Origin of the sequence: Bacillus sp. Bvel1 (genome assembly GCF_014872755.1) — a bacterium.
Lineage (GTDB): Bacteria > Bacillota > Bacilli > Bacillales > Bacillaceae > Bacillus > Bacillus velezensis.
In genome coordinates this window covers 457,571-481,989 of the sequence record NZ_JAAOBZ010000006.1, presented here as the reverse complement: position 1 = coordinate 481,989, position 24,419 = coordinate 457,571, and the positions used below count along the sequence as shown (strand labels likewise).

The 24,419-nt window shown below is 46.4% G+C and carries 26 protein-coding genes and 3 riboswitches; of the genes, 8 read left to right on the top strand and 18 right to left on the bottom strand.

Annotated elements, in window-relative coordinates:
• Positions 1–159 precede the first annotated feature (159 nt).
• From stoA to HAP68_RS06620, 4 genes are all read right to left on the bottom strand, one after another.
• Positions 160–654 (bottom strand): endospore biogenesis thiol-disulfide oxidoreductase StoA, encoded by a 495-nt coding sequence (stoA, locus tag HAP68_RS06635; RefSeq protein ID WP_024085231.1) that lies wholly within the window; start codon positions 652–654, stop codon positions 160–162.
• A gap of 62 nt (positions 655–716) precedes the next feature.
• On the bottom strand, positions 717–2,057 hold the full coding sequence (locus tag HAP68_RS06630) for a polysaccharide biosynthesis protein (RefSeq protein WP_003154663.1): 1,341 nt from the start codon (positions 2,055–2,057) through the stop codon (positions 717–719).
• Positions 2,058–2,172: 115 nt separating this feature from the next.
• Positions 2,173–2,796 carry a cell wall hydrolase gene (locus HAP68_RS06625; RefSeq protein ID WP_024085230.1) on the bottom strand — a complete coding sequence of 208 codons (624 nt, stop codon included), beginning with the start codon at positions 2,794–2,796 and terminating at the stop codon, positions 2,173–2,175.
• Between the two features lie 272 nt (positions 2,797–3,068).
• Positions 3,069–3,263 carry a hypothetical protein gene (locus tag HAP68_RS06620; RefSeq protein ID WP_003154667.1) on the bottom strand — a complete coding sequence of 65 codons (195 nt, stop codon included), beginning with the start codon at positions 3,261–3,263 and terminating at the stop codon, positions 3,069–3,071.
• Between the two features lie 163 nt (positions 3,264–3,426).
• On the opposite strand from HAP68_RS06620, the gene HAP68_RS06615 reads away from it, so the two are divergent.
• Positions 3,427–3,612: a YkvS family protein gene (locus HAP68_RS06615; RefSeq protein ID WP_003154669.1), complete on the top strand. Its 186-nt coding sequence runs from the start codon at positions 3,427–3,429 to the stop codon at positions 3,610–3,612.
• Between the two features lie 72 nt (positions 3,613–3,684).
• Here the strand turns inward: HAP68_RS06615 and HAP68_RS06610 are convergent, their stop codons facing one another.
• From HAP68_RS06610 to HAP68_RS06580, 7 genes are all read right to left on the bottom strand, one after another.
• On the bottom strand, positions 3,685–3,960 hold the full coding sequence (locus HAP68_RS06610) for a DUF3219 family protein (RefSeq protein WP_024085229.1): 276 nt from the start codon (positions 3,958–3,960) through the stop codon (positions 3,685–3,687).
• Positions 3,961–4,309: 349 nt separating this feature from the next.
• Positions 4,310–4,804, bottom strand: a complete 495-nt coding sequence (gene queF, locus HAP68_RS06605) for a preQ(1) synthase (RefSeq protein ID WP_003154673.1) — start codon at positions 4,802–4,804, stop codon at positions 4,310–4,312.
• Positions 4,805–4,821: 17 nt separating this feature from the next.
• Complete coding sequence (gene queE / locus HAP68_RS06600) at positions 4,822–5,553, bottom strand: 7-carboxy-7-deazaguanine synthase QueE (RefSeq protein WP_014304903.1); 732 nt, start codon at positions 5,551–5,553, stop codon at positions 4,822–4,824.
• The gene (gene queD / locus HAP68_RS06595) at positions 5,546–5,986 is read right to left on the bottom strand and encodes a 6-carboxytetrahydropterin synthase QueD (RefSeq protein ID WP_003154678.1); all 441 of its coding nucleotides are present in this window, start codon (positions 5,984–5,986) and stop codon (positions 5,546–5,548) included. Before queD ends, queE begins: the two co-directional genes overlap by 8 nt.
• Complete coding sequence (gene queC, locus HAP68_RS06590; protein WP_003154679.1) at positions 5,987–6,646, bottom strand: 7-cyano-7-deazaguanine synthase QueC; 660 nt, start codon at positions 6,644–6,646, stop codon at positions 5,987–5,989. It lies immediately after the preceding gene.
• Positions 6,647–6,742: 96 nt separating this feature from the next.
• Positions 6,743–6,787, bottom strand: a riboswitch (PreQ1 riboswitch).
• A 108-nt stretch (positions 6,788–6,895) separates the two neighbouring features.
• Complete coding sequence (locus tag HAP68_RS06585) at positions 6,896–8,017, bottom strand: hypothetical protein (RefSeq protein WP_024085228.1); 1,122 nt, start codon at positions 8,015–8,017, stop codon at positions 6,896–6,898.
• Positions 8,018–8,114: 97 nt separating this feature from the next.
• Positions 8,115–9,152 carry a YkvI family membrane protein gene (locus HAP68_RS06580; RefSeq protein ID WP_003154681.1) on the bottom strand — a complete coding sequence of 346 codons (1,038 nt, stop codon included), beginning with the start codon at positions 9,150–9,152 and terminating at the stop codon, positions 8,115–8,117.
• Between the two features lie 401 nt (positions 9,153–9,553).
• Here HAP68_RS06580 and clpE point away from each other — a divergent pair, with 401 nt between their 5' ends.
• From clpE to motB, 3 genes are all read left to right on the top strand, one after another.
• Complete coding sequence (gene clpE / locus HAP68_RS06575) at positions 9,554–11,650, top strand: ATP-dependent protease ATP-binding subunit ClpE (RefSeq protein ID WP_024085227.1); 2,097 nt, start codon at positions 9,554–9,556, stop codon at positions 11,648–11,650.
• A gap of 169 nt (positions 11,651–11,819) precedes the next feature.
• Positions 11,820–12,635: a flagellar motor stator protein MotA gene (gene motA, locus HAP68_RS06570; protein ID WP_003154684.1), complete on the top strand. Its 816-nt coding sequence runs from the start codon at positions 11,820–11,822 to the stop codon at positions 12,633–12,635.
• Entirely contained in the window at positions 12,607–13,392 is a 786-nt protein-coding gene (gene motB, locus HAP68_RS06565) for a flagellar motor protein MotB (protein WP_003154685.1), read from the top strand. Before motA ends, motB begins: the two co-directional genes overlap by 29 nt.
• Before the next feature lie 35 nt (positions 13,393–13,427).
• Here the strand turns inward: motB and mhqR are convergent, their stop codons facing one another.
• Positions 13,428–13,874 carry a MarR family transcriptional regulator MhqR gene (gene mhqR, locus HAP68_RS06560; protein ID WP_003154686.1) on the bottom strand — a complete coding sequence of 149 codons (447 nt, stop codon included), beginning with the start codon at positions 13,872–13,874 and terminating at the stop codon, positions 13,428–13,430.
• Between the two features lie 198 nt (positions 13,875–14,072).
• On the opposite strand from mhqR, the gene HAP68_RS06555 reads away from it, so the two are divergent.
• Positions 14,073–15,590 carry an ATP-binding protein gene (locus HAP68_RS06555; RefSeq protein WP_046559543.1) on the top strand — a complete coding sequence of 506 codons (1,518 nt, stop codon included), beginning with the start codon at positions 14,073–14,075 and terminating at the stop codon, positions 15,588–15,590.
• Between the two features lie 210 nt (positions 15,591–15,800).
• Here the strand turns inward: HAP68_RS06555 and spo0E are convergent, their stop codons facing one another.
• From spo0E to HAP68_RS06525, 6 genes are all read right to left on the bottom strand, one after another.
• The gene (gene spo0E, locus HAP68_RS06550; RefSeq protein ID WP_003154690.1) at positions 15,801–16,061 is read right to left on the bottom strand and encodes an aspartyl-phosphate phosphatase Spo0E; all 261 of its coding nucleotides are present in this window, start codon (positions 16,059–16,061) and stop codon (positions 15,801–15,803) included.
• A 280-nt stretch (positions 16,062–16,341) separates the two neighbouring features.
• Complete coding sequence (locus HAP68_RS06545; RefSeq protein ID WP_024085226.1) at positions 16,342–16,878, bottom strand: 1,2-dihydroxy-3-keto-5-methylthiopentene dioxygenase; 537 nt, start codon at positions 16,876–16,878, stop codon at positions 16,342–16,344.
• A 15-nt stretch (positions 16,879–16,893) separates the two neighbouring features.
• The gene (locus tag HAP68_RS06540; protein WP_046341248.1) at positions 16,894–17,523 is read right to left on the bottom strand and encodes a methylthioribulose 1-phosphate dehydratase; all 630 of its coding nucleotides are present in this window, start codon (positions 17,521–17,523) and stop codon (positions 16,894–16,896) included.
• The gene (gene mtnX / locus HAP68_RS06535) at positions 17,481–18,185 is read right to left on the bottom strand and encodes a 2-hydroxy-3-keto-5-methylthiopentenyl-1-phosphate phosphatase (protein WP_003154696.1); all 705 of its coding nucleotides are present in this window, start codon (positions 18,183–18,185) and stop codon (positions 17,481–17,483) included. The genes HAP68_RS06540 and mtnX overlap by 43 nt, the downstream gene beginning before the upstream one ends.
• Positions 18,182–19,396: a 2,3-diketo-5-methylthiopentyl-1-phosphate enolase gene (mtnW, locus tag HAP68_RS06530; protein WP_024085224.1), complete on the bottom strand. Its 1,215-nt coding sequence runs from the start codon at positions 19,394–19,396 to the stop codon at positions 18,182–18,184. The genes mtnX and mtnW overlap by 4 nt, the downstream gene beginning before the upstream one ends.
• 81 nt (positions 19,397–19,477) lie before the next feature.
• Positions 19,478–19,577, bottom strand: a riboswitch (SAM riboswitch).
• Between the two features lie 36 nt (positions 19,578–19,613).
• Positions 19,614–20,810, bottom strand: a complete 1,197-nt coding sequence (locus HAP68_RS06525) for a pyridoxal phosphate-dependent aminotransferase (protein WP_024085223.1) — start codon at positions 20,808–20,810, stop codon at positions 19,614–19,616.
• Positions 20,811–20,902: 92 nt separating this feature from the next.
• On the opposite strand from HAP68_RS06525, the gene HAP68_RS06520 reads away from it, so the two are divergent.
• From HAP68_RS06520 to mtnA, 3 genes are all read left to right on the top strand, one after another.
• The gene (locus tag HAP68_RS06520; RefSeq protein WP_024085222.1) at positions 20,903–21,682 is read left to right on the top strand and encodes a carbon-nitrogen family hydrolase; all 780 of its coding nucleotides are present in this window, start codon (positions 20,903–20,905) and stop codon (positions 21,680–21,682) included.
• 91 nt (positions 21,683–21,773) lie between these two features.
• Positions 21,774–21,929, top strand: a riboswitch (SAM riboswitch).
• A gap of 109 nt (positions 21,930–22,038) precedes the next feature.
• Positions 22,039–23,223: an S-methyl-5-thioribose kinase gene (gene mtnK / locus HAP68_RS06515; RefSeq protein WP_024085221.1), complete on the top strand. Its 1,185-nt coding sequence runs from the start codon at positions 22,039–22,041 to the stop codon at positions 23,221–23,223.
• A gap of 6 nt (positions 23,224–23,229) precedes the next feature.
• A complete protein-coding gene (gene mtnA / locus HAP68_RS06510) occupies positions 23,230–24,291 on the top strand; it encodes an S-methyl-5-thioribose-1-phosphate isomerase (RefSeq protein ID WP_003154704.1) in 1,062 nt (353 codons plus the stop codon).
• Positions 24,292–24,419 lie beyond the last annotated feature (128 nt).

Sequence of the window (24,419 nt, the reverse complement as noted above, 5' to 3'; positions counted from 1 at the left end):
TTCACAGTGTTATCGCAGTGTTTTCTTTATTATAGCATGCCGGCGGAAGATTTCAATTATAATTGTTTTAATTTCTTTATGATAATAATTATCATTAGTGTTTCTTCAGCTGTTCATTATATGCAAAAAAGGTGCGGGAGGAATTCCTCCCGCACCTTTTTATTTCTCTGACCATTCTTTTAATTGTGAGGCGGTCATCGGACCGACGATCTTTTTTTCGATTTCTCCTTTTTCATTCAGCAGAAATGACGTGGGAATCGTCATGACATCGTATTCCTTCATAAGCTCGCCTTTCGTGTCAAGAACAATCGGGAATGTGAGATGGTGCTGATTGACAAAGTTTTGAACGGTATTTTTATTTCGCTCGGCATTCATCAAATTTACCGTTACAAGGCTTACATCATCAGACTGATGCTGTTCAAAATAGGTTTGGAATTGCGGCAGTTCTTTTTTGCACGGCGGACACCACGATGTCCAAAAATGTAAAATCGTTTTCTGCCCTTTATTCGGAATCGATATTTCGTCTCCTTCAATCGTCTTCATCAGAAACACGGCGGGAACTGCCTGTTTTTCTGAGGAGGCTTTTGCTTCAGGCATCCAGACGGCGGCAGCTATCAAAAGGACTGCACATACAATTAGGCGGTTTTTATGCATATGATCTTCCTTTCACGCGTTTCGGATAGCTTGCCCTTCCTTATTGAAATGTATCAGCCTTTTCAGCTTTCGATCCGGGGCGCTGTTCTTCCGCCGCCCGTCAAAAACACGGAGACACCGAGGTCTTTGCAGATCGTCGCGTAATGTAAACTTGTCAGAAGAATCATGCCGGTATTCATACCGAGTATAATGCCGAGCATTTGCAATTCCGGCATAGAACCGAGCACATACATCATCGAAAGCCCTACAATGCTGCTCCATACGTTATGATAAAACGCCGTTTTCACGTGGCCGATGCCGATCAGACAGGCCTGAAGCGGCATCACAAACAGATGAAAAAGAAAAAACGGCCACAAAAGCTGCAAATAATACTGCGCTTCCGGAGACTGAAAAAACAAATGGGTCAGCGGGCCCGCGAACTGAAACATGACCCAGACAGCCGGGATGCCGTAGCCGAATGTAATAAAAATCGCTTGTCTCAGCCGTTTCAGCACAATATCATATTGGGACAGCGCATACGCTTCTGAAATGCTGGGAATCATAACGACCATCAGCGAATGGGCGATAAATGCGGGAAACGAACCGATTGTCATCGCTACACCGGCAAGCATTCCGTATTGATCAATCGCGGCGGTCCCGGCTGCCCCGGACGCCAGCAGCGCTCCTTTAACCAAGAAGGGTTCAATTGCGTTTGTCACCGCATGAAATATACGAAGTCCCGTTGTCGGGATGGATACGGCCAGGAGGCGTTTCCGCACGTCTTTCCCGCGAAGATGAATGTGCTGATGGCCGGAAAGCGCCCTCCGCGCCAAAATAAACTGCGTATACAAGTAAACGAACACCACAACATCGCTTGCGACCAGCACAAATAACGAAATAAGCACGGCCATATCAATTTCAAAAGAGTACCATTGAAAAAAGATAAACAGACAAAGCACTTGAATGATTTTTTTCAAGACATTCGCAACCGCGATTTTTCCCATTTGCTGCACACCCATAAAATAACCTCTGGCGATGGATGTAAAAGCGACGACTGGAATCAGCCCGATGACAATCCCTTTAATAAACGGGTGATACGTATCGAATACAGGAATGAACGGCAGCGCGATGCTTGCGGCCGCGGTTGAAAACGCGGTAAAAACGGCGGTCATTCTGAAGGCATGCCGAAGCATGCTTTCATGCAGCTTCTGATTGGATTCCGCGATGAATTTTGAAATAGAGATCGGAAGCTCCAGACTGGCGATCACGATAATTAAAAAAATGGTGGGCAGAATGCTCATGTAAAGCCCCATTCCATGCTCGCCAAGCTCCCGCGCCAGTATCATATTCACGACAAATTCCAGACATTCCGCGAAAAAGGCGGCGATGGATAAAAGAATGATCCCTTTCACAAATCGATTCATGGTGTCTCTCCTTGTCTCACGTTCTTCCATCATCATATGAGACAAGTTCTGAAAATATTTTCGATTTCTCAAAATTGAAAAAAGCATAGCGGGGATTCTTTTGATCCCGCTATGCTTACATCGCAAATACGTGTCTGCCGATCCGTTCGATAATTTTTCGGGAACGGATCCAGTGGTCAGATGCCGTTTTCGGATTGTAGAAAAACAACGCGTTCGTTTCTCTGCCCGGATGGTCTAGCGCCTCATTTGCGGCGGCGATGGAATCCTTATCCGGCTTTTGATTAATGCTTCCGTTTGCTACCGGTTCAAATGCATTCCTTTGATAGATCACGCCCCGAATGGTATCCGGGAAACCGTTTTTTTCAGTACGGTTCAGCACTACGCTGGCTACCGCAACCTTCCCTTTATAAGATTCACCTTTCGCTTCTGCGTGAACGAGACGTGACAGGAGCTGTCTGTCAGCGCGGGAATACGTTTTTTTCGGCGGCTGATAAGCCGTCTCTTCCGGTTTTGCTTTCTTCTCTTGGTGAGATGACAGCTTTATCGGTTGGATAGAGTGCTTATGATCCGTTTCTGAGAGCTTCGGAACCGGGCTTTTTTTATTTAAATCAGCAACCAGTGTGCTGGGTTCTTGCTTTGGCTTCTTCGCAAAAGTAAACAGAGCTTCTGTATGTTCAATTTTTGATGCAGGCATAAAACATAGAAAAAAGACAGCCAAGGCAGCAAATTTTGTCGTCATACGATTTCCTCCTTAAATACTTCACTACCTTAACAAGAGCTGTACGCAAATTCACGGTTAAAGATTTTCCAATGCTCCCAATCAGCTTTTATGATGGAAGAAGTTTGTTAACAGCCTTGTTATTGGCAGGAAAACAGCCGTCATTTTCACAACATTAACCAAATAGCAGTAAAAGTATCCATCGGAGGGATTTTACATTTTGTTTACATCTGTTACAGCCAGATGAAATAAGCAGCGAAAACAAAAAAAGACTCCTCAAGTGCGAGGAGCCGTCAGCTTCTTGGCTGTTCTAAATACTGGAAGATAACATCTCCGCCCTGCTGGGCAATACCGCGGAAATGCTTAAAATCTTCCTGCTTCGACAAAACTGCTCGAAATGCAAGAAAATGTTCTTTCTGCACCCTGAATTCTTTGATTTCACCGATGCGCATTTGGTTGATACGTTCTGAAATTTCCTCAGGCAGCAACGAATACAGCCTCCTTTTCTCGGCTTTTTCCCGAAAAACAATATACCATCTTTCCCCCGCCGGGACAATGATTGAGCGGGCTGATACCCATATCGCTTTACTTCTTAAAGAAAATACTGCAAAATATTTTCAAACAGGATTTATGATAAAGGAGAGGAAGCTCGTGAAAATTGCTAAGGTTGGAAACGTCATTGAATTTAAAAACGGATTAACCGGTATTGTTGAAAAAGTAAATGAAAACTCCGTCATCGTTGATGTAACCATCATGGATAATTATCGTGACCTTGAATTAGATTCCCTCACTGTCGTCAACCATAAGAATTATAAAATCATCAGAGACTCCTATTAAACTCCCCGAACAATCCGAACCATTTACATATCCCGCACAAAAGCTGCCGCCCGGCAGCTTTTTCAAATGAATTCAGATCTCGGTCATTTCCACAAAAAAATCACCGGCCTCATCTTTATTGTAAAGATTTGTGACGGATGTATAGTAGTTGGTTATTTTACCGCGGAATTCAAGCCCACGCTCGGGCGCCTTGATGTCAAATGTTTTTTCATACAAAAGGACGGCAATATCATGATACGTTTCAGAGGTCACCTTCAATACGAATGAAATCATACGGCCGTTTTTACCCGCACTTTCTTTACAATCATACATTTTCAGCCTTACACCGTTTAACTCTAACGGCTCCATAACGAACACTCCTTCTTTTTACAGGACATGCTATCATGCTGACCATTCCTTTACAATCGATCCGCTCCGAATGAGAAAAAACAGCGCAGTCCTTTACAAACATACGTTCCCTATTTTATAATGAAACAGACGAGCTGCCATCCAGCACCCGTCACGTATTGAAGCGGCGAGTACACTCCCCCCCGGGTTTACTCGTCTTTTTCTTTTCTCCAAATGATCTCTCTATTCCTTATAGAAGTTCTGTGCAAATATCATGCACCTTTTTGGCTGCGTGGCAGAGACGAAAAATACCCCCGCTTAAAAGGCGGGGGTATTTAGGTTATAGTCCGAGTCCGTACTCCGTCTGAAATTAACGATTATCAATCGTCTCCGGATACATATCATGATTCATCATCCGATGTTCGGCCATTTTTTCGTATTTTGTTCCCGGTCTGCCGTAGTTTGTATACGGGTCAATGGAGATTCCGCCTCTTGGCGTGAATTTGCCCCATACTTCAATGTAGCGGGGGTCCATTAATTCGATCAAGTCATTCATGATGATGTTCATGCAGTCCTCGTGGAAGTCTCCGTGGTTGCGGAAGCTGAAAAGATACAGCTTCAGCGATTTGCTTTCCACCATTTTTTCATCCGGAATATAGCTGATGTAGATGGTTGCAAAATCCGGCTGTCCCGTTTTCGGGCAAAGCGACGTAAATTCCGGGCAGTTGAATTTAACGAAATAATCACGGTTCACGTGTTTATTCGGAAATGATTCCAAAACCTCCGGCGCATATTCAAATAAATAGTTTGTCCCTTGATTCCCCAGGAGCGTAACTCCTTCTAATTCTGATTCTTTTCTTGTCATATAAATCTCCCTTTCTATTAAACTCCCCGTTTATTGCCCCAAAGCAATGTATGCAGCTGAGGCAGGACTCTGACGAGATTCAGATCCGAATCGGCTGAAACCTTATCAACGAGTGTTTCGTATTTTCCGAGCAGATGTGCGATCAATGCCCGGTCGTCCGTCGTATGGACGTTATCGTTTCCGACCTGAAGATAAAACGGGATATTCGGATACCGCTTGTGCACGGTTTTCGCGAATTGCAGATCTTCATCATTAAAAATGACGACCTTTAAGCTGACCGCGTTAAGCCTTTCTGCCGCATCAAGCGAAGACATAATATGATCGAGCTTTGCAAAATCGGTTGTCATCCCCGAACTTGGCGGCTTCGGTGAAATCGTCAGGTCGTTAATCATTGTGAACCAATCCTGATAGACTGTTCCCTGCGTTTCTAAAGCGGCGCGCACCCCGTGCTCTTTCAGCAGCAGAATCAGCGCGTCAAGCTGCTTTAACAGCGCCGGGTTTCCTCCTGAGATGGTGACATGAGAAAAGGCGTCTCCGCCGATTTCTCTCAGCTCGCGGTAAATGTCTTCCGCCGTCATCCAGCGGATATCTTTTTTGGCTGATCCGTCCCATGTAAAAGCGGAGTCGCACCAGCTGCAGGAGTAGTCACAGCCCGCCGTGCGGACGAACATGGTTTTCTGGCCGATAACCATGCCCTCCCCTTGTATCGTCGGTCCGAAAATTTCTAATACCGGAATTCCTTTAGCCATTCCTATCACCTTTTTTCGGGCGGTATACGCAATAGCTTGTCGGGGTTTCCCTGACAAAAACCTGCACGCAGACCGGCTGATTCTCCAGTGTTTCGAGGTAGGACTGCACCTTATCATAAATCGTTTTGGCTACGACCTCGGTCGTCGGCAGTGAATATCTGTCATCATCAGAAAATTCCTCATGGTCATTCAGCAATGTATGGTCATAAGCGCCGTGCACCAATTTCTTCAGCACGCTGAAATTCACGAGAAAGCCTGAATCGTCCAGTTCATCCCCCGCAACTGTAATATTTACTGTATACGTGTGCCCGTGGACTCTGCTGCACGCTCCGGCGCTTTCGCGGGGAATAAAGTGCGCGGCTGAAATGTGCATGTCCTTATTCAACTCAAACGAATAAGGATGCTGAACCTGCGGGTAAATTTGAGAAAGCAATTAGTTCCGCTCTCCTTTCATTTTCATATATTCATCATATCCTTTATTGCGGAGCAGGCATGCCGGGCATTCGCCGCATCCGTCCGCAATGATGCCGTTATAGCAAGTCAGTGTGTTATTCTTTACAAAATCAAGCGCGCCGAGCTCATCCGCAAGTTTCCACGTTTCTGCTTTGTTCAGCCACATAAGGGGCGTATGAATGACGAACGGCTTTTCCATCGCCAAGTTGACGGTGACGTTGCAGGATTTGACAAACTCGTCACGGCAGTCCGGGTAGCCGCTGAAATCAGTCTCGCAAACACCGGTAATAATGTGGCGCGCGCCGATTTGATATGCAAGAATCGATGCAAAGGATAAAAATACAAGGTTGCGTCCCGGTACAAAGGTTGTCGGCAATTCCCCGTCCTTCGCTTCAATTTCGATATCATCTCTTGTCAGCGCATTCGGCGCAAGCTGATTTAAAAGAGACATATCAAGCAAGTGGTTTTTGACACCGAGCTTTTCGGCAATCGATTTTGCCACATCGATTTCTTCTTGGTGACGCTGATTATAATGGAATGTAACGGTTTCCACTTCTTCAAAGTTTTGCAAAGCCCATAATAAACAAGTCGTGCTGTCTTGGCCTCCGCTGAACACCACAACCGCTTTTTCTTTTTTCATGTCTTTCTCTCCCTTATCTATCATTCCATAAAAAAAGCGCCTTTTTCGGAGAAGGCGCCCTAAAAAACATAAAAAAACCGTATCCAAGGATACAGCTCGTCCTTAGTTTTTTATAGAGGGTGTAGCTAGAACCTCTCCCGCATCAATACGGATTTTCTTCTTTTTTCACTTTTGCTATCATACCATAATGTTGTTTCCCGTGACAATAAAAAAACAGCCTGAACCCTGTGTCAGGCTGCAAAAGCGGGTTTAAGCCCCGCGTTTCTTCCCCGGAAATGCCATCAGCACAATCCCGATCAGAACAAATAAAGCAGGCCAGAAAACAGAAACCGGAATGATCGGCTGATACGTCATCATAAAGCAAAGTGCTGTCAAGGTCAGCACCGCAACCGGAATGAGCAGCGCCTTCTGTTTCCCGCCGAACAGCCACAGCTCAAATAAACCGAATGCCGTTGCCAACAGGTAAACAGGCCATGTCACATCAGAGTAGGACCAATTGGTTGCCGTTTCAAAGACAAACAAGATCCCCGTAATCAATAAGATGCCGCCCGGTACGAGAAGCCCCGCGTTTTTGACAGGTTTCGGGCCGAAAATCGGAATGTGAAAAGCGGCGCCCAGCAACAGAATGAGAGCGGGCCAGCCGCGTTCGCTGATGACTTCATTTGCATTGGTGAATATGCCGAAAATGCCCGCGGCGCACAGAACCGCCGCAGCAGTCAAAAGCCCTCTTTGCCTTCTGCCGAACAGCCAGGCTTCAAACAGCCCGAATGCAACGGCAAAGAGGTAAACAGGAGATGTCACATTTGCGTATGTCCAATCCGTCAGCGTTTCAAACCATAACAAGCCGCCCGTCACAAGCAAAATGCCGCCCGGAATAAGAAGGCCCGATCTTTTTTTCGGCTGCATAAAGGCAGCGGCGTGAAACAAAAGCGCGGCTGCGATGATCAAAAGCGGCCACAGCCCCGTCATCAGCATACCGGCAAAGCAAAGTGCTCCCGCGGCTGTCAGGATAAAAGCAGGAATCAATACGCCGATCTTTCTCCCGCCGAAATACCACAGCTCAAACAGACCGAGAGCAGGCGCCCATATATAAACAGGCCACGTCACGCCTGAATATGTCCATCCCGTTGCGGTCTCAAAACAAAACAGGCAGCCCAGCACAAGAAACATACCGCCGGGAACGAGCAGTCCCGCCTGTTCAGGCGTTTTTTTCGCAAAAATAAATCCGGCGTGAAACCCTGCGGACATTATAATGAAAAGAAACGGCCACGCCGAACCTGCGGATATATGTATAACTCCCGCCTTCTGTAAAAAAAACGCAATGCCGATACAAATAAAAATAAATCCCAATAATACACGTCGATCCTTCATCTCTTACTCCTCCCCATCATTTCCCAATTCATTATACAGAAAAGGCAGTAAAAAAGAAGGGGAATTCCCAAAATATACAGACATTTTCCTTATATCCTTATTTATCTTTCGGGATTTTTTTGCAAATCAATGCGCCGATGAAAGCGAGGCTCACATACCCAAACACCGGATAAACGGTGGAAATCAGCTGTCCGTAACCGATTTGGCTGATAATGAAAGCAAACGCCAAAATGCCGCCGTAAATATATGTACTTTTTATATGAAGAAAACTGTTTAATTGTTTTTCCAATCCGTATAAATTGCCGATAACCGACGTAAACACTTCCCCGAAAATAATAAACAAATAAATGATATGAAGCGAACGCGAATACGAATAGACAACTTGAGCCATCGGAATGTCAAACTCCAGCACATCCGGCAGCACCGATAATGATAAAAAGCTCGCGGCAAGCACCAGTGTCAACAGAACGCCGCCTATATAAGCTCCTCTTCTGATCACCTTCTCTGAAGACATTTCGTTCGCAAGCGGCACAAGGACGGCTTGGGCGAGCGATAAATTTAACGCGCCGTAAGAGACGGCGGACAAAAGCCAGTTCCACTTGTCAGGCCATACCCATTCGTCCGCGTTTCTCGTGCTTGTAAATACAAATGAATCAGCTGTCACGATAAAAGAGAAAGAAATTAAAAGCGGCACAACCAATATATTGACGCCGAACACACCTTTAACACCGCTTGTCATGACGGCAAAGCTCAGTACGATCGTCAGAAGGATCCCCGCTTGTGCGGGCCAGCCAAGCTGTTCATGAAACAGCGCTCCGGCTCCGGACAGCATGACAGAGGTCACTCCCAGCAATATAAACATCATAAACATGTTCACGGCGCGGCCGATGGACTGGCCGAATAAATATGTGTTCAATTCCTGATAAGATGCTGCATGAATCCGTTTGGAAATAATCATGATTTTGGCGCCTAAATATGTAAACATCAGACCGCTTACCACGATACCGAACAGACCGATCCAGCCAAACTTCAGAAAAAACTCAACGATTTCCCGCCCCGTGGCAAAACCGGCTCCTACAACCGTGCCTACGTATACAAATGCAAGCTGACTTGCAGAACCTTTTGTTTGTCCCATTTCACCCTCCGGCTAAACGCAGATTTGTCCAGGCCTTTATATATGCTTATGAGACAAGTCTCCCGAAAAGACGAACAAATCGTCCTTCCCCGGAAAAAACAGATTCAGCTCTCTCCTCTAAGCAAAAATATTGAAAGAAAAAAAGGGCCGGGGTATACTCTTCATCAAGAAAGGTCAAAGCATTTCATTTCCTTTCCGACTATATTGGTCAAAAATAATCAAACCTCACGAATATCACTTATCATGCTGTAAACATTTATTTTTCGGGGTTTGAAACAAAATACTTGAAAGTCAAAGAAGGTCAGATTATACTGATAATCAAAGAAGGTCAAAGTTTCGGCCTTATTTTCTAACCCATTTGGTCAAAGATGGTCAAACATTTTTCGAGGAGGTTTTGGCAAATGCGTTGTCAACATTGTCAGAAAAACGAGGCGACGATTCGCCTGAACATGCAAGTCAATTCCATTCAAAAACAATTCGTTTTATGTGAAACATGTTATACAGAATTAACCCGAAAACCGTCTATGAGCATGGGGCCGCAATCATTCGGATTCCCGTTTGAGCAAGGTTTCGCTCCCAATCAAAATAAACAGCAGGCCGGCCCTGAAAAAGGCCTGCTCGACGAGCTCGCTCAAAACGTCACAAACGGCGCAAAAGCAGGTCTGATTGACCCTGTGATCGGCCGCGATAATGAAGTGGCGCGCGTAATTGAAATTTTGAACCGCCGGAATAAAAACAATCCGGTGCTGATCGGTGAGCCGGGCGTCGGTAAAACGGCTATTGCAGAAGGCCTCGCGCTTAAAATCGCTGAAGGCGATGTGCCGAACAAGTTGAAAAACAAAGAGCTTTACCTGCTTGACGTCGCTTCTCTCGTCGCCAATACAGGGATCAGAGGCCAGTTTGAAGAAAGAATGAAACAATTAATGAACGAATTAAAAGAACGGAAAAATGTCATCTTGTTCATTGATGAGATTCACCTTCTTGTAGGCGCCGGCTCTGCCGAGGGATCAATGGATGCCGGGAACATCCTGAAACCGGCGCTTGCCAGAGGCGAGCTGCAGGTCATCGGGGCGACAACGCTGAAAGAGTACCGCCAGATTGAAAAAGATGCGGCGCTTGAAAGACGCTTCCAGCCTGTCATGGTTCACGAGCCTACAATAGAACAAGCCATCAGCATTCTTGAAGGCATTAAAGATAAATACGAGAAATACCACGGCGTCACATTCAGCAATGAAGCGATAAACGCCTGTGTTACGCTTTCATCCCGTTACATTCAGGACCGCCACCTGCCGGATAAAGCGATCGACTTATTAGATGAAGCCGGCTCTAAGGCGAACCTGGAACTTGATACCGTAAATGAAGAAGATGCGGCTGAGAGACTCAATGCAATTGACGCGGAGAAAACAAAAGCGCTTCAGGAAGAAAATTATGAGCTTGCCGCGAAACTGCGTGATGAAGAAGCGGCTTTGGAAAAGCAGCTGGCGCATGAAACACCGGCCTCTTCACCTGAAATCGGCGCGGAGCATATTCAAGCCATCATTGAACAAAAAACAGGCATTCCGGTCGGAAAACTCCAGGCTGATGAACAAGTCAAAATGAAGGAACTTGAAGAGCATCTTCATCAGCGTGTCATCGGTCAGGAAAAAGCCGTGAAAAAAGTGACGAAAGCAGTCAGACGAAGCCGCGCCGGTTTAAAATCCAAAAACAGACCTGTCGGCTCCTTCCTCTTTGTCGGACCGACCGGAGTCGGAAAAACCGAGTTATCAAAGACACTCGCAGATGAACTGTTCGGTACAAAAGATTCCATTATCCGTCTCGATATGAGTGAATACATGGAAAAACACGCCGTATCAAAAATTATCGGTTCACCGCCGGGATATGTCGGACACGATGAAGCCGGTCAATTAACGGAAAAAGTGCGCCGCAATCCGTACAGCATCGTGCTGCTCGATGAGATTGAAAAAGCCCACCCTGATGTCCAGCATATGTTTCTGCAGATTATGGAGGACGGCCGTCTGACAGACAGCCAGGGCAGAACGGTCAGCTTTAAAGATACCGTTTTGATTATGACAAGCAACGCTGGAACCGGCGAAAAACAGGTGAAAGTCGGATTCCAATCTGAAGAGAGCGTCATGGAAGAACAAACGCTGATTGATTCACTGAGCGCGTTCTTCAAACCGGAGTTTTTAAACCGGTTTGACAGCATTATTGAATTCCAATCCCTGAAAAAAGAACATCTCGTAAAAATCGTCAGCCTGCTTCTCACAGAGCTTGAAGACACATTAAAAGAGCGCGGCATCAGCCTGAGCGTCACCGATGATGCGAAGGAAAAAATCGCTGAAATCGGCTACCACCCCGCTTTCGGAGCACGCCCGCTCAGAAGAACCATCCAAGAATTGATCGAGGACGAAATGACAGATCTCTTATTGGATGACAACGAAATCAAAGCCTTCCATGTCGTAATGGAAGAGGACGGCATCAAAGTCCGGGCACAATAAGAAAAAAGCGGCTCCCTCCTCGCGGGGAGCCGCTTTTTTGTTTCTTTCTCCATGCCGGAAGGGAGAAACTGTGAAGAATTCGGGAACAATTTTTCAATCACCCTAAAGTTCCATGCACTGCCACCGATATTAACCATAGAAAGCTAGTATAAAGGATTTGGTGAAAACTATGGATAAAACATCGATTATCGGTATCATCCTCGCAGTGATTGCTTTAAGCGTGGGCATGGTGCTGAAAGGGGTCAGCTTAAGCGCACTCGCTAACCCGGCAGCTATTCTGATTATTTTGTTCGGTACGATTTCTGCGGTGATCATCGCATTCCCCGGAAAAGAAATCAAAAAAGTGCCTGCCCTTTTTAAAGTGCTGTTTAAAGAAAACAAACAGCTGACAATTGCGCAACTAATTCCTATGTTCTCTCAATGGGCGCAAATCGCCAGACGTGAAGGTCTGCTCGCATTGGAAGCAAGCATTGAAGACGTGGATGACGCATTTTTAAAAAACGGCCTGAGCATGGCGGTTGACGGACAAAGCGCAGAATTTATCAGAGATATTATGACTGAAGAAGTTGAAGCGATGGAAGACAGACACCAGGCCGGCGCAGCCATCTTTACACAAGCCGGCACATATGCGCCGACACTCGGCGTTTTGGGTGCGGTCATCGGCCTTATCGCCGCTCTTTCCAACATGAACAATACCGAGGCGCTCGGACATGCCATCAGTGCGGCGTTTGTCGCCACCCTTCTCGGGATTTTCACAGGATATGTACTATGGCATCCCTTCGCCAACAAACTGAAACGCAAATCAAAGCAGGAAGTCAAACTGCGTGAAATCATGATCGAAGGCGTTCTGTCAGTGCTTGAAGGACAGGCCCCGAAAGTGATCGAACAAAAACTTCTCATGTATCTTCCTGCGAATGAACGCGCAAAAGTCGCTGAACAAGAAGGAGAGGCAAACAATGGCGAGAAAAAAGAAGAAGAAGCATGATGACGAGCATGTGGATGAGTCTTGGCTGATTCCGTACGCGGATTTGCTCACCCTTCTTTTGGCTCTGTTCATTGTATTGTTCGCCATGAGCTCGGTCGATGCGGCGAAATTCCAAATGCTGTCTAAATCATTTAACGCCGTGTTTACCGGAGGCACGGGTGTTCTTGAATATTCAAGCGTCACCCCTCCTGAAAACGAAAAAGACGGCGTTGATCAGTTAAAAAAAGACAAGGAAAAAGATAAAGAACAGAAAAAGAAAGAAAGAGAAGCAGCCGACCGCGAAGAACTTGAAGGCGTGCAAAAGCAAGTCAATCAATTTATAAAAAACAAAAAGCTTGAAACTCAGCTGGAAACAAAGCTGACTAAAGAAGGACTCTTAATTACCATTAAAGACAGTATCTTTTTTGATTCCGGACGGGCGGATATCCGTCAGGAAGATATTCCGCTTGCCAAGGAAATCTCGAATCTCCTTGTGCTGAATCCGCCGAGGAACATTATCATCAGCGGACATACGGACAATGTGCCGATTAAAAACTCACAATATCAATCTAACTGGCATTTAAGCGTCATGCGGGCCGTCAACTTCATGGCTATTCTCACGGAAAACCCGAAACTTGACGCAAAAGTATTCAGCGCCAAAGGTTTCGGAGAGTATAAACCGGCCGTGTCGAACAAAACCGCTGAAGGGCGCAGCAAAAACAGGCGCGTCGAGGTATTGATACAGCCTAGAAACGCCGCGACTGACCAAAATCAGTAATATAAAAAAGGAAGCCTTTCAAACGGCTTCCTTTTTTATTTCTGATGAAAATGTTTAGCGTTTAACCCCACTCTTTTCAGCATTTCCGTACACATTTCTATCTCTTCATCACTCAGCACACTGATCATTTCTTTAATTTCTTCAGCATGATCAGGGAAAATATCGTCCAAAAGACGGATTCCCTTTTCGGAAATTTGTGCGAAAGTCACTCTTCTGTCAGTCGGCGAGGCTTTTCTGATGAGAAGTTCTTTTTTCTCTAATTTGTCAACAACGTATGTAATACTTCCGCTCGCTAATAAAATTTTGTCGCCGATCTGCTGAAGCGGCTGGTTGCCTTTGTGGTACAGCAGCTCAAGCACCGCAAATTCCGTCGGGTTCAGACCGTGCTTATGAATATGTTTATTCATATGGTCGTTAATAGATCGGTACGCACGTGACAGTACAATAAATAATTTCAATGAGTTTTCTGTTTTATCCGTCATACATTCAATCATCCTTTTACAAAAGAAACCGTTACAGAGAAACATTAATAAACAAAATGAAAAATGTCAACAAAAATGTTTCCAAAATTTCTCTTCTTTTTGTCTGGCCTTAATAAAATAATTTGTTTTTCTATCATTTTGGTTATTTTTTCTTATTAAAGAAGTATAAAAATGATATAATACCTCTATTCAAGTGTAATGTTGGAGCGATGCAGAGTGAATACATTTAAAGGTGCCCGGGGAAAGATCAAACTTTATCTCATATTGGTGATCATCCCGGCACTTATTATCAGCTTTTTCATTTATGAAAAAGAAAAGCAGAAAATAGCCGATAAACACATACAGGAAGCCAGTATGATGCTCAACCTTCACCGCAATAAGCTCAATTATTTAATCGGTGAAACAAAAGCCCGGATGACAACACTTGCGATCGCTGTCGATAAGCCTGTCAATGAAGAAAAGATCATTGATATTCTCGATCAGGCTTTTGAGGATGAACCCAGATTCAGCGGTCTGTATATGCTGAATTCCAAAGGTGATGTCATCGCAAGCACGACTGATCTGAAATCAAAGGTGAATTTGGCCGACCGACCGTATTTTACGAAGGCGAAAAAGACGAAAAAAACGGTTATCACAAATGACTACTCCAGCAGAATTACAGGCCAGCGCATCTTCACGATCTGCGTGCCGGTGTTAGACGCAAAACGGGAAGTCACGGATTATTTAGTAGCCGCCATTCAAGTCGATTATTTGAGAAATATGATCAATATGCTGAGCCCTGACGTTTATGTCAAGGCAACCAATCAGAATAAAGTGATATTTGCCAGCGGACGGGCTGATCAATCAGAAGGGGTGAAACCGGTCAGCGGCTATCTGGATGATATTAATTGGAATATCAATGTTTATCCGAAACCGGTTGAGCTGAACGAGCTGACCAAAAGCGTGCTGCTGCCGATGTCCAGTATTGCCGTGCTGCTGAATATTCTGTTCATCCTCGTCCAATATTATCTGCTTAAGCGCAAGACCCAGCTGGAGCGCGCTCAAAATGAAGCGCAGAAATTGGAGCTGATCGGAACGCTTGCCGCCAGCACCGCCCATGAAATCCGCAACCCGCTTACAGGGATCAGCGGCTTCATTCAGCTTTTGCAGAAAAAATACAAATCGGAGGAAGATCAGCTGTATTTCTCAATTATTGAGCAGGAGATTAAACGGATCAATCAGATTGTCAGTGAGTTTTTAGTGCTCGGTAAACCCACTGCTGAACGGTTGGAAGTGAACTCGCTGCAGGATATTCTTGATGAGATTATGCCGATTATTTATTCTGAAGGGAATCTGTATAATGTGGAAGTGAATGTGGAGATTCTCGTCAATCGGCCGCTCAAGGTCAACTGCACGAAAGACCATATTAAACAGGTGATTTTAAATGTCGCAAAAAACGCGCTGGAATCCATGCAGGAAGGCGGCCGGCTGTCCATCTATTTAGAAGCCCGCGACCATAAAGCAGTCATTAAGGTGGCCGACAACGGAATGGGCATTTCTGAAGATATGCTTGAACACATTTTTCTTCCGTTTGTAACGTCAAAGGAAAAAGGCACCGGCCTCGGGCTTGTCGTATGTAAACGAATCATGCTGATGTACGGCGGTTCGATTGACATTCAAAGCGAAGTCGATAAGGGCACAGAGGTCACCATTACCCTCCCTGCCGCTTCACGATGAAAAAAACACCCTGGGTCGGGGTGTTTTTTATTTAAAGAAGAATATGTGTAAGAGGATATACCAGAGGAACGGCATCATAGCCGGCAGATAGTACGAGGCGCTTCGTGAGCCGTGCCAGCGGAAAAATCTGCTGACTGTACGCGGTCATCTTTCGGATGCGGCGCTTGATCAGGAAGCGCATTCAGTCTTCGTTATCTGTTTTATCATCAATCATTTGTTTGCTTCATATGCAGGCATGACGTCACCGCGGGAGAACAAGCCTATTTTCTTCACAAGGCCCTGTATTCCTTGGTGATGTGTGCGATCACGGTTTACCAGCTGCTGATACGCGTTCATCAGACAGTCCAGTTCCTGGCTGTGCCTGATCGTGTCATATCCGGTAAACCCTTGTCTGTTAGCCGCATCTATCATCATTTTTCTTTTTTTATCAATAGATACAAGCAATTTTTCTTGTTCAGAATAACTGCCCATTCACTTCACCCCTCACCGCTAAAAGAATAGGAAACAAGTTTGATTGGGTTATTGAGCATTATTACAGATTATACTTTATTTGTAAACATTTTTTTACTAAATAACTTATTTTTTCATTTCATATTGGAATCTTTAGCATGAATACGAGAATAATACCCATTCAGGTAATGATATAAACAGAATGCGGCATATTCAAGATTTAAAAAACAGCCACAGCTGACTTTATATTACAATAAAAAACCTCTCATGCCGGCGGGGGCATGAGAGGTTCGGGCGTCTATCAGTTTTGCACACTTTCATTTTCGTAAATCGGCACCCAGCCCTCAGTCGCCACGAAAATTCGGATTGCGACGACCCGGCGGTCTTCCTGAAGCGTAAAGTAGTGGCGGATGTTCTCCGGAACTGAAATCAAATCTCCCGGATTTAAACGGACGTCGAAAAATGTGCCGTCTTTGCCTTGAATGACGAAGATGCCGTGTCCGCTGACGATAAAGCGGACTTCATCATCCGTGTGGTGATGTTCTCTTTGGAAATTTTTTAATAATTGATCAAGATTCGGCGTGGTATCTGATAAAGAAATGACATCCTGAGACTGATATCCGCGCCGGGCTGAAATGTCCTGAATCTCCGTGTCAAACGCCGCGAGAATCCGTTCTTTTTCATCTTCTGTCAGATTGTATTTCTCCGAAAGCTCAGACGGAAGTTTTTCAATGTTCCACTGCTCATAGATCACCTCTTGTTCGTCTAAAAAGCGCGCTACTTCTTCCTGATTTTCAATGAGCGTATTCTTTTCGTCATGAATTCTGATGGTCGCCATTTTCCGTTCCTCCTTTTATTTTACAAGCTGCGGCCGCAGTGACAGAAGCTTGAGGTGGCAGCTGAATAAAAATTCATAGGCTTCCAGCACCCTTTTCGCTTCAAATGCGGTCCGCCCCCATGCCGTAATGCCGTGATTACGGATTAACACCGCGCCTGAGCCGGCGTCCGCATGGTGCGCGAAGTTTTCGGCCAATGCCGGGATGTGCGCCGGATTGTCAATGATCGGAACGGTCACGGACGCGTTTTCCTCCCATAATCCGAGCGCCTTAATCATCTCCTGCCCCTGAAACGTGATTTGTTTTTCATCCCCGTAAAGCTCTGAGATGACATTATTATTGACGGTATGGACATGCAGACAGCAGCCGGCGTCTGTCTTTTGGTATAAGTAAGTATGGAGAAGCGTTTCCGCTGAAGGTTTTAAAGAATGGCCGGTCTCAGCGGGCTTCCCATTCTCATCGATTAAGAGAAAATCTTCGTCTGTTTCTTTTCGTTTGTCTTTTCCGCTCGCCGTAACGAGGAAAGTCAGCGGCGCGTCGGATACTTTGATGGAAAGATTCCCGCTCGTTGCCGGGAACCAGTCTCTTTCGGCCAGCTCGCGCTTTACCTCGGCAAGTTCGCGCCAGCGTTCTTCTTTTGCAGCCATGCCTGCACCTCCCCGATGTTTTCAATGCCTGTTTTCACCTCATGAAAATCTTGAAAAGGCAGATGCCGGAGGCCGAGTTCTTTGCATTCAGTCAAAAGATAATCTCTCGCAAAACACATATCGGATAACTTTGCAGCCTCGACATCCGTGACCGAATCACCGATCATAATGAGAAATTTCTGCTGATCGGACAGCTTCCGGATGACTGACGGTTTGCAGCAGCCGCATTGATTGGTGCAGCCTCCGTCACAGGCGTGCGGCCAGTCTATATGAATATATTCATTGTCAAAGGATGCATGATTGCAGAAAATCCGCTCCTTTTCTACGATCCCTTCCAAAAGCGGATGCACAAAAAAGTCCATTCCTCCGCTTACGATATAAAACGGGAGGCCGTTTGACCGGACAAACGAGACAAAATCCAAAAAGCCGTCCCGTATTTTCGCATCCTTCAGAATAAAGCCGGTCAGTTCTTCTTTTAAGCTGCTCGGCAGCAATCCGAACATCCGGCCGACTCCTTCTTGGATTGATAGGCTTTTAGACAGAACACCGTCTTTTAATTCAAGCCACTCAGGGGGCGCGAATTCTTTCATCATGCTGACAATGTTGTCGTTCATCGTGACCGTTCCGTCGAAATCACAAATAATCAGCGGTGTGCGGGTCATACGGCTTCCACCCTTCCCCATTTGTCTAATGCGAGCTGAAGATCTTTGCACGACGCGGCTTTTTCTTCAATCGGCTGCGCTTCAAGCACCGCATCAATGATGGCGCGGAACGCTCTTCCGCCGCCCTCGGCTCCTTTCGGATGGCCGTGAATGCCTCCGCCGGCATTGATAATGTGATCGATGCCGAAATCGCGCATCAACAATGGCACCATACCGGGATGAATGCCTGCCGACGGGACAGCAAACGACGGATGAAAGACATCGTCTTTTACACATTCATCATGGATTGCAAGCGCGGACTCCTTCGGAAGAGCAACGGATCCGTAAGGTGACGGAAATAAACTGAAATCAGCGCCGCAATAGCGGTTCAGCTTGCCGAGCAAAAGCGCATGCGACAAGCCGTAAACGGGAGATGAAGTGAACGCGCCGCTGACTGCCGGATGCGCCATGATCGGAAGCGGGATTTCCCTGTCTTCTGCAAGGCTCTGCATCACATCTAAACCGTAAGCGAACACATTCAATAAAAGCGCGTCCGCCCCGAGTTCTGCCGCGCGCCTCGCTTTATCCCGCAGTTCAGCGGTCCTTCCCGTAAGGTTTACGGCATACAGCGTTTTATGCCCCATCTCCTCCCGGGTTTCCTTCAGGACTTGTTTTCCTTCGATAATGCGGGTTTCAAACGGAGCCAGTTCATTTTCAAAGAAAATTTCGTCATCTTTAATCAGATCCACGCCTCCGAGCGCCTGCTGTCTGAGCTGTTCTTTAATGTCGGCGAGATTCCGTCCGATCACGCCTTTAAATATGCTCATCAGAAGCGGTCTTTCAAATTCGCCCAGCAGTTTGCGGATGCCGTATATACCGAATTTCGGCCCGGGAAGGGAGCGTTTAAACCCTTCGGAAAATTCAAGATCAGTCAATTTTATTTTTCCGTCCAGTGACAGCTTTCCGAATACCGTCGTCAGGACGGCCGGAATATCTCTTGAAAAGTTCGCCTCGGGATAGGCGATAGTGATGACGGATTGTGTTTCGTTTTCTGAGGTTCCTTCTTTCTCCTCAACTTTTACGACCCGGCCTTTATGTTTTCTGAGCTGTTCCTGCTTCACCAGGGGCAGGTCAGTCCAGGAGCCTACCGTCAGCCCCGCCGCAATCTGTTCCGCCCGCTTTTCACTGTCCGTTGTGTCTGTCAGAAGATATGTTGCCAATACTTCGCTCATGCGTGAACGCCTCTCTTTCTTTCACAAAACATAAAAAAACCTCTTCCCTATGAGCAGAAAGAGGCTTCGTGTTATGTCCGAATCTTATCTCTCAGCTCCTGCTGCAAGAATTAGCACCGTGCTTTATCAGTCGGTTGCCGGGCTTCATCGGGCTCGTCCCTCTGCCTGCTCTTGATAAGAAAAATGATTTTATAAAGTATTTTGAATTATCGCATTGTTATCCAGATATGTCAATGCTTTTTCGGGTGAAAAGATTCAGTTTCCCGATCCGTTCCGCAGCTTCTTTAAGTCTTTCTTCACTTGTCAGAAGACCGACTCTTATATAGCCTTCCCCCCATTTTCCGAACCCGTTTCCGGCAGCGACGGCGACATCCGCTTTCTCGAGCAGCAGATCTGAAAACGACTGTGACGTATAACCGTCGGGCACAGGGAGCCATGCAAAAAAGGAGCCAGCCGGAGCCGTCACATCCCAGCCGATACCGCGGCAGGCTTCAATCCATGCATTGCGCCTCGATTCATATCTGTCATTTTGCGCTGCGACGCATGCCTGATCCTCTAAAAGAGCGGCTGCCGACGCCTGCTGCGCCGCGGGAAACAGGCTGACAAACATATGATCCTGATAAAGATTGATCGCTTCGATGACAGAAGCGTTGCCGACGGCAAATCCGACCCGCCAGCCCGCCATATTATACGTTTTGGACAAGGTATAGATTTCGATTCCCGTCTCCTTTGCGCCTTCCGTCTGCAAAAAGCTCAGCGGTTTATGCCCGTCAAAGCCGACGGCTCCGTACGCGAAATCGTGAACGACACAAATACCGTTTTGTTCCGCAAAACCGACCGTCTCCTCAAAAAACGCCTCTGTCGCCACAGCGCCGGTCGGATTATTCGGATAATTGAGATAAAGCAGCTTCGCCTCGCTCCGCACCTTTTCAGGAATTACGCTGTAATCAGGGAGAAACCCTCTTTCTTCCGTCAGCGGCATCATTTTCATTTTCGCTTTCGCAAGGGCGACGCCCGACCAGTAATCAGGATATCCGGGATCAGGCACCAGAATGGTATCTCCCGGGTTTAAAAGACATTGCGGAAGCTCAACAAGTCCCGCCTTGCCTCCGAACAGCACGGCGACTTCCGTTTCCGGATCAAGCGTGACCCCGTACTCCCTTTCATAAAATGCAGCGGCTGCTTTTTTGAAGCTGTAAGCGCCCCGGAATGATGAGTATTTATGATTTTCCGGCCTTTCGACGGCGCGCTTCATTTCTTCAACGATATGCTGAGGCGTCGGCTGATCAGGGTTTCCCTGCCCTAAATTGATGACGTCTCTGCCTTCTTTCAGCTTTTGATTCACTTTTTGCACCAATGATGCGAAAAATTGTTCCGGCAGCTGTTTGAGTACATCTGAGATTTCAAAGTTCATATTTTTCACCTTCTAAAAATGTCTTGAAATGATAGTCCATCATCATATATGGTTAAATAAAAAAAGTAAAGAGAAACTTGAGGTGTTAAAAAATGAAATGGACCGTTTCCTGTTTGCAATTTGATATTTCATACGGAAATCCTTCAGAAAATTTTAAAAAAGCGGAATCTTTGATTGAGCAAGAAAGCCGCCATGCGGATGTAATCGTGCTTCCTGAGTTGTGGACAACCGGCTATGATCTCACACGGCTAGACCAGCTGGCGGATGAAAACGGCAAAGTTTCGGAACAATGGCTTAAAGAAACGGCAAAAACATACAACGTACACCTCGTTGCCGGATCTTTTGCGGTCAAAGAAGGCGAAAATGTCTATAACACCATGTACATCGCCGATAACAGCGGACAGATCGTGAAGCGGTATCAGAAAGCCCATCTGTTTCAGCTGATGGATGAACACCTTTACTTGTCAGCGGGAAACAGCGACGGTTCCTTTGAGCTCGACGGTGTCAAGTGCGCCGGGCTGATCTGCTATGATATCCGTTTCCCCGAATGGATCAGAAAGCATACGTCCCAGGGCGCGAATGTCCTGTTTATCTCTGCGGAATGGCCTCTGCCCCGCCTTGATCATTGGCGAAGCCTGCTTATCGCCAGAGCAATTGAAAACCAATGTTTTGTCGCAGCCTCTAACTGCACGGGGTCCAATCCCGATAATGAATTTGCCGGCCACAGCCTGATTATTGACCCGTGGGGCCGGATTTTAGCCGAAGGAGACCGGACGGAAGGCGCAGTCCGGGCGGAAATCGATGTGTCAGAAAGCGCGGCCGTCCGCAGAACCATTCCGGTTTTCCAAGACTTGCGGCGTGATTTATATTAATTTTCAAAAAAATGTTGACAAGAATATCCGGCACCTGCTAATATTTTCATCAACTGATTAATCCGAATTGTGATACAAATCAATATATTTTCTCTTATCGAGAGTTGGGCGAGGGAATTGGCCTTTTGACCCCAACAGCAACCGACCGTAATTCCATTGTGAAATGGGGCGCGTACATTTTGCGCCGAGACGATTGTCTCATAAGGCACGGTGCTAATTCCATCAGATGTTATCTGAGAGATAAGAGGCGGACTGCACTGTTTCAGCCTCCTTCTCTTTCAGAGAAGGAGGCTTTTTTTCGGGCGTATTCTCCGTCACGATCTCTTACTGCCACTACATAATTGGAGGGTAAATCCATGTCAGCAACCAAAACAAGTCTTTATGAACAATTAACAGAAAGCTCCGCCGCCGCGTTAGCTGTCAAGCTCGGCTTATTCCAAAGCAAAAGCACTCTGACATGCCGTGAAATCGGCGACGGCAATTTAAATTACGTCTTTCATGTTTACGATAAAGAAAACCAAAAAGGACTGATTATCAAACAGGCGATTCCTTACGCGAAAGTCGTCGGTGAAAGCTGGCCGCTTACAATTGATCGGGCGAGAATCGAAAGCAGCGCCCTCATCCGCCAGGGCGAACACGTGCCGCACCTCGTTCCGGCCGTTTACTATTCCGATACTGAAATGGCCGTCACGGTAATGGAAGACCTCTCACATTTGCAGATTTCAAGAAAAGGGCTGCTGGAAGGGCAGCATTATCCGAACTTATCGGTTCATATCGGTGAATTTTTAGGGAAAACGCTTTTTTACTCATCCGATTATGCGCTTGATGCGAAAGTAAAGCAGCAGCTCGCAAAGCAGTTTACAAATCCTGAGCTTTGCAATATTACAGAAAGGCTTGTGTTTACAGAACCGTTTCTCGACCATGAGACAAACGATTTTGAGGAGGAGCTGCGCCCGTACGCAGAAAAAGTTTGGAACAATTCCCGGCTGAAAGAAGGCGCTGACGAATTGAAAGCCATCTTTCTGAATTCCGCGGAAACATTGGTTCACGGCGATCTGCACACGGGAAGCATCTTCGCCGATGAACATGAAACAAAGGTGATTGATCCCGAGTTTGCTTTCTTCGGACCGATCGGGTTTGACATCGGCCAATTTATCGCCAATCTGCTGTTAAACGCCCTCAGCCGCGACGGTGACGACAGACAGCCGTTATATGACCATACTGCCGCCGTATGGGATACATTTGTGAAAACATTCAGTGAAGCATGGGAGAAAGACTGCCTGCCTTCCCGCAGACACCTGCTGGAAGACACACTGAAAAACGCGTTTGAAGAAGCGGTCGGTTTTGCGGGATGCGAATTGATCCGGCGCACGATCGGACTCGCCCATGTGGCTGACTTAGATGAAATCACTCCGTTTGACAAACGAATCGAACGGAAGAAGCTGGCGCTTGAGATCGGCGCCTATTATATCGAAAACAGAAAAGAACTGAAGCATATCATCGAGGTTCTGGACCAATTTAAGCTCCGTGTAAAGGAATGATGCAGCATGACCAATGAATTTGCCATCCCCCGTTCTGTGGAATGGAAAGAAACCTACATCCGCATTTTAAATCAGCAAAAACTTCCCGACGTCACTGAGTATGTGGAACTTGAAACAAAGGAAGATGTATTCGACGCGATTGTCACGCTGAAAGTAAGGGGCGCCCCGGCCATCGGTATAACCGCGGCATTCGGACTCGCGCTCTCCGCCAAGTCATTTGAAGCCCGCGATCTTTCAGATTTCCGACGTCAGTTCGCGGATGTCAAAGCGTATTTAAACAGTTCGAGGCCCACTGCCGTCAACCTCGCGTGGGCGCTTGACAGACTGACGGATTCCATCAGGGATGCAATCTCAATCAATGAAGCGAAGACAACGCTCGTTCATGAAGCTATTCAAATTCAGATTGAGGATGAAGAAACCTGCCGAATGATCGGCCAAAATGCGCTGCACCTTTTTAAAAAAGGCGACCAGATCATGACCATCTGCAATGCGGGCTCGATTGCTACAAGCCGGTACGGTACGGCGCTTGCTCCCTTTTACTTAGCGAAACAAAAAGACCTCGGCCTTCATATCTACGCATGTGAAACAAGACCCGTTCTCCAAGGATCCCGGCTGACGGCGTGGGAGCTGATGCAGGGCGGAATTGATGTCACACTCATTACGGACAGCATGGCCGCCCATACAATGAAGGAAAAACATATATCAGCAGTCATTGTCGGCGCTGACAGAATTGCTAAAAACGGAGATACGGCCAACAAAATCGGAACTTACGGCCTCGCTATTTTGGCAAACGCCTTTCAGATCCCGTTTTTTGTGGCCGCACCGCTTTCGACCTTTGACTTGCAGATTGAAAACGGCGATCAGATTCCGATTGAAGAAAGAGATCCGGATGAAGTCAGACAGATCTCAGGCATACGCACCGCTCCCGAAGATGTGCCGGTCTTCAATCCGGCCTTTGACATCACACCGGGCAGCCTGATTTCAGGCATTATCACCGAGAAAGGAATTGTGACCGGTTCTTACACGGAAGAAATTGAACAATTATTCGCCGACTGTCAGCTGAGCTGAAAAACCGCTGATGATGTTGCCTCGGGCAATGTCAGCGGTTTTTTTGTCTGCACAATGTAATCACTTCATCTTTTTGGGCGGCTGTAATGAGATGCATTTTAAAAAACAGCTCTGCATAACCGGCTATC

Bases quoted from the DNA above. Each gene is read 5' to 3' on its own strand.
- mtnA (WP_003154704.1), top strand. From the start codon at position 23,230: ATGACCAATGAATTTGCCATCCCCCGTTCTGTGGAATGGAAAGAAACC.
- mtnW (WP_024085224.1), bottom strand. From the start codon at position 19,396: ATGAGCGAAGTATTGGCAACATATCTTCTGACAGACACAACGGACAGT.
- HAP68_RS06525 (WP_024085223.1), bottom strand. From the start codon at position 20,810: ATGAACTTTGAAATCTCAGATGTACTCAAACAGCTGCCGGAACAATTT.
- motA (WP_003154684.1), top strand. From the start codon at position 11,820: ATGGATAAAACATCGATTATCGGTATCATCCTCGCAGTGATTGCTTTA.
- motB (WP_003154685.1), top strand. From the start codon at position 12,607: ATGGCGAGAAAAAAGAAGAAGAAGCATGATGACGAGCATGTGGATGAG.
- HAP68_RS06630 (WP_003154663.1), bottom strand. From the start codon at position 2,057: ATGAATCGATTTGTGAAAGGGATCATTCTTTTATCCATCGCCGCCTTT.
- HAP68_RS06555 (WP_046559543.1), top strand. From the start codon at position 14,073: ATGTTGGAGCGATGCAGAGTGAATACATTTAAAGGTGCCCGGGGAAAG.
- queE (WP_014304903.1), bottom strand. From the start codon at position 5,553: ATGGCTAAAGGAATTCCGGTATTAGAAATTTTCGGACCGACGATACAA.
- HAP68_RS06625 (WP_024085230.1), bottom strand. From the start codon at position 2,796: ATGACGACAAAATTTGCTGCCTTGGCTGTCTTTTTTCTATGTTTTATG.
- HAP68_RS06520 (WP_024085222.1), top strand. From the start codon at position 20,903: ATGAAATGGACCGTTTCCTGTTTGCAATTTGATATTTCATACGGAAAT.
- HAP68_RS06545 (WP_024085226.1), bottom strand. From the start codon at position 16,878: ATGGCGACCATCAGAATTCATGACGAAAAGAATACGCTCATTGAAAAT.
- queC (WP_003154679.1), bottom strand. From the start codon at position 6,646: ATGAAAAAAGAAAAAGCGGTTGTGGTGTTCAGCGGAGGCCAAGACAGC.
- HAP68_RS06585 (WP_024085228.1), bottom strand. From the start codon at position 8,017: ATGAAGGATCGACGTGTATTATTGGGATTTATTTTTATTTGTATCGGC.
- spo0E (WP_003154690.1), bottom strand. From the start codon at position 16,061: ATGGGCAGTTATTCTGAACAAGAAAAATTGCTTGTATCTATTGATAAA.
- queF (WP_003154673.1), bottom strand. From the start codon at position 4,804: ATGACAAGAAAAGAATCAGAATTAGAAGGAGTTACGCTCCTGGGGAAT.
- mhqR (WP_003154686.1), bottom strand. From the start codon at position 13,874: ATGACGGATAAAACAGAAAACTCATTGAAATTATTTATTGTACTGTCA.
- HAP68_RS06540 (WP_046341248.1), bottom strand. From the start codon at position 17,523: ATGGCTGCAAAAGAAGAACGCTGGCGCGAACTTGCCGAGGTAAAGCGC.
- mtnK (WP_024085221.1), top strand. From the start codon at position 22,039: ATGTCAGCAACCAAAACAAGTCTTTATGAACAATTAACAGAAAGCTCC.
- clpE (WP_024085227.1), top strand. From the start codon at position 9,554: ATGCGTTGTCAACATTGTCAGAAAAACGAGGCGACGATTCGCCTGAAC.
- HAP68_RS06610 (WP_024085229.1), bottom strand. From the start codon at position 3,960: ATGGAGCCGTTAGAGTTAAACGGTGTAAGGCTGAAAATGTATGATTGT.
- HAP68_RS06580 (WP_003154681.1), bottom strand. From the start codon at position 9,152: ATGGGACAAACAAAAGGTTCTGCAAGTCAGCTTGCATTTGTATACGTA.
- stoA (WP_024085231.1), bottom strand. From the start codon at position 654: ATGCATAAAAACCGCCTAATTGTATGTGCAGTCCTTTTGATAGCTGCC.
- mtnX (WP_003154696.1), bottom strand. From the start codon at position 18,185: ATGACCCGCACACCGCTGATTATTTGTGATTTCGACGGAACGGTCACG.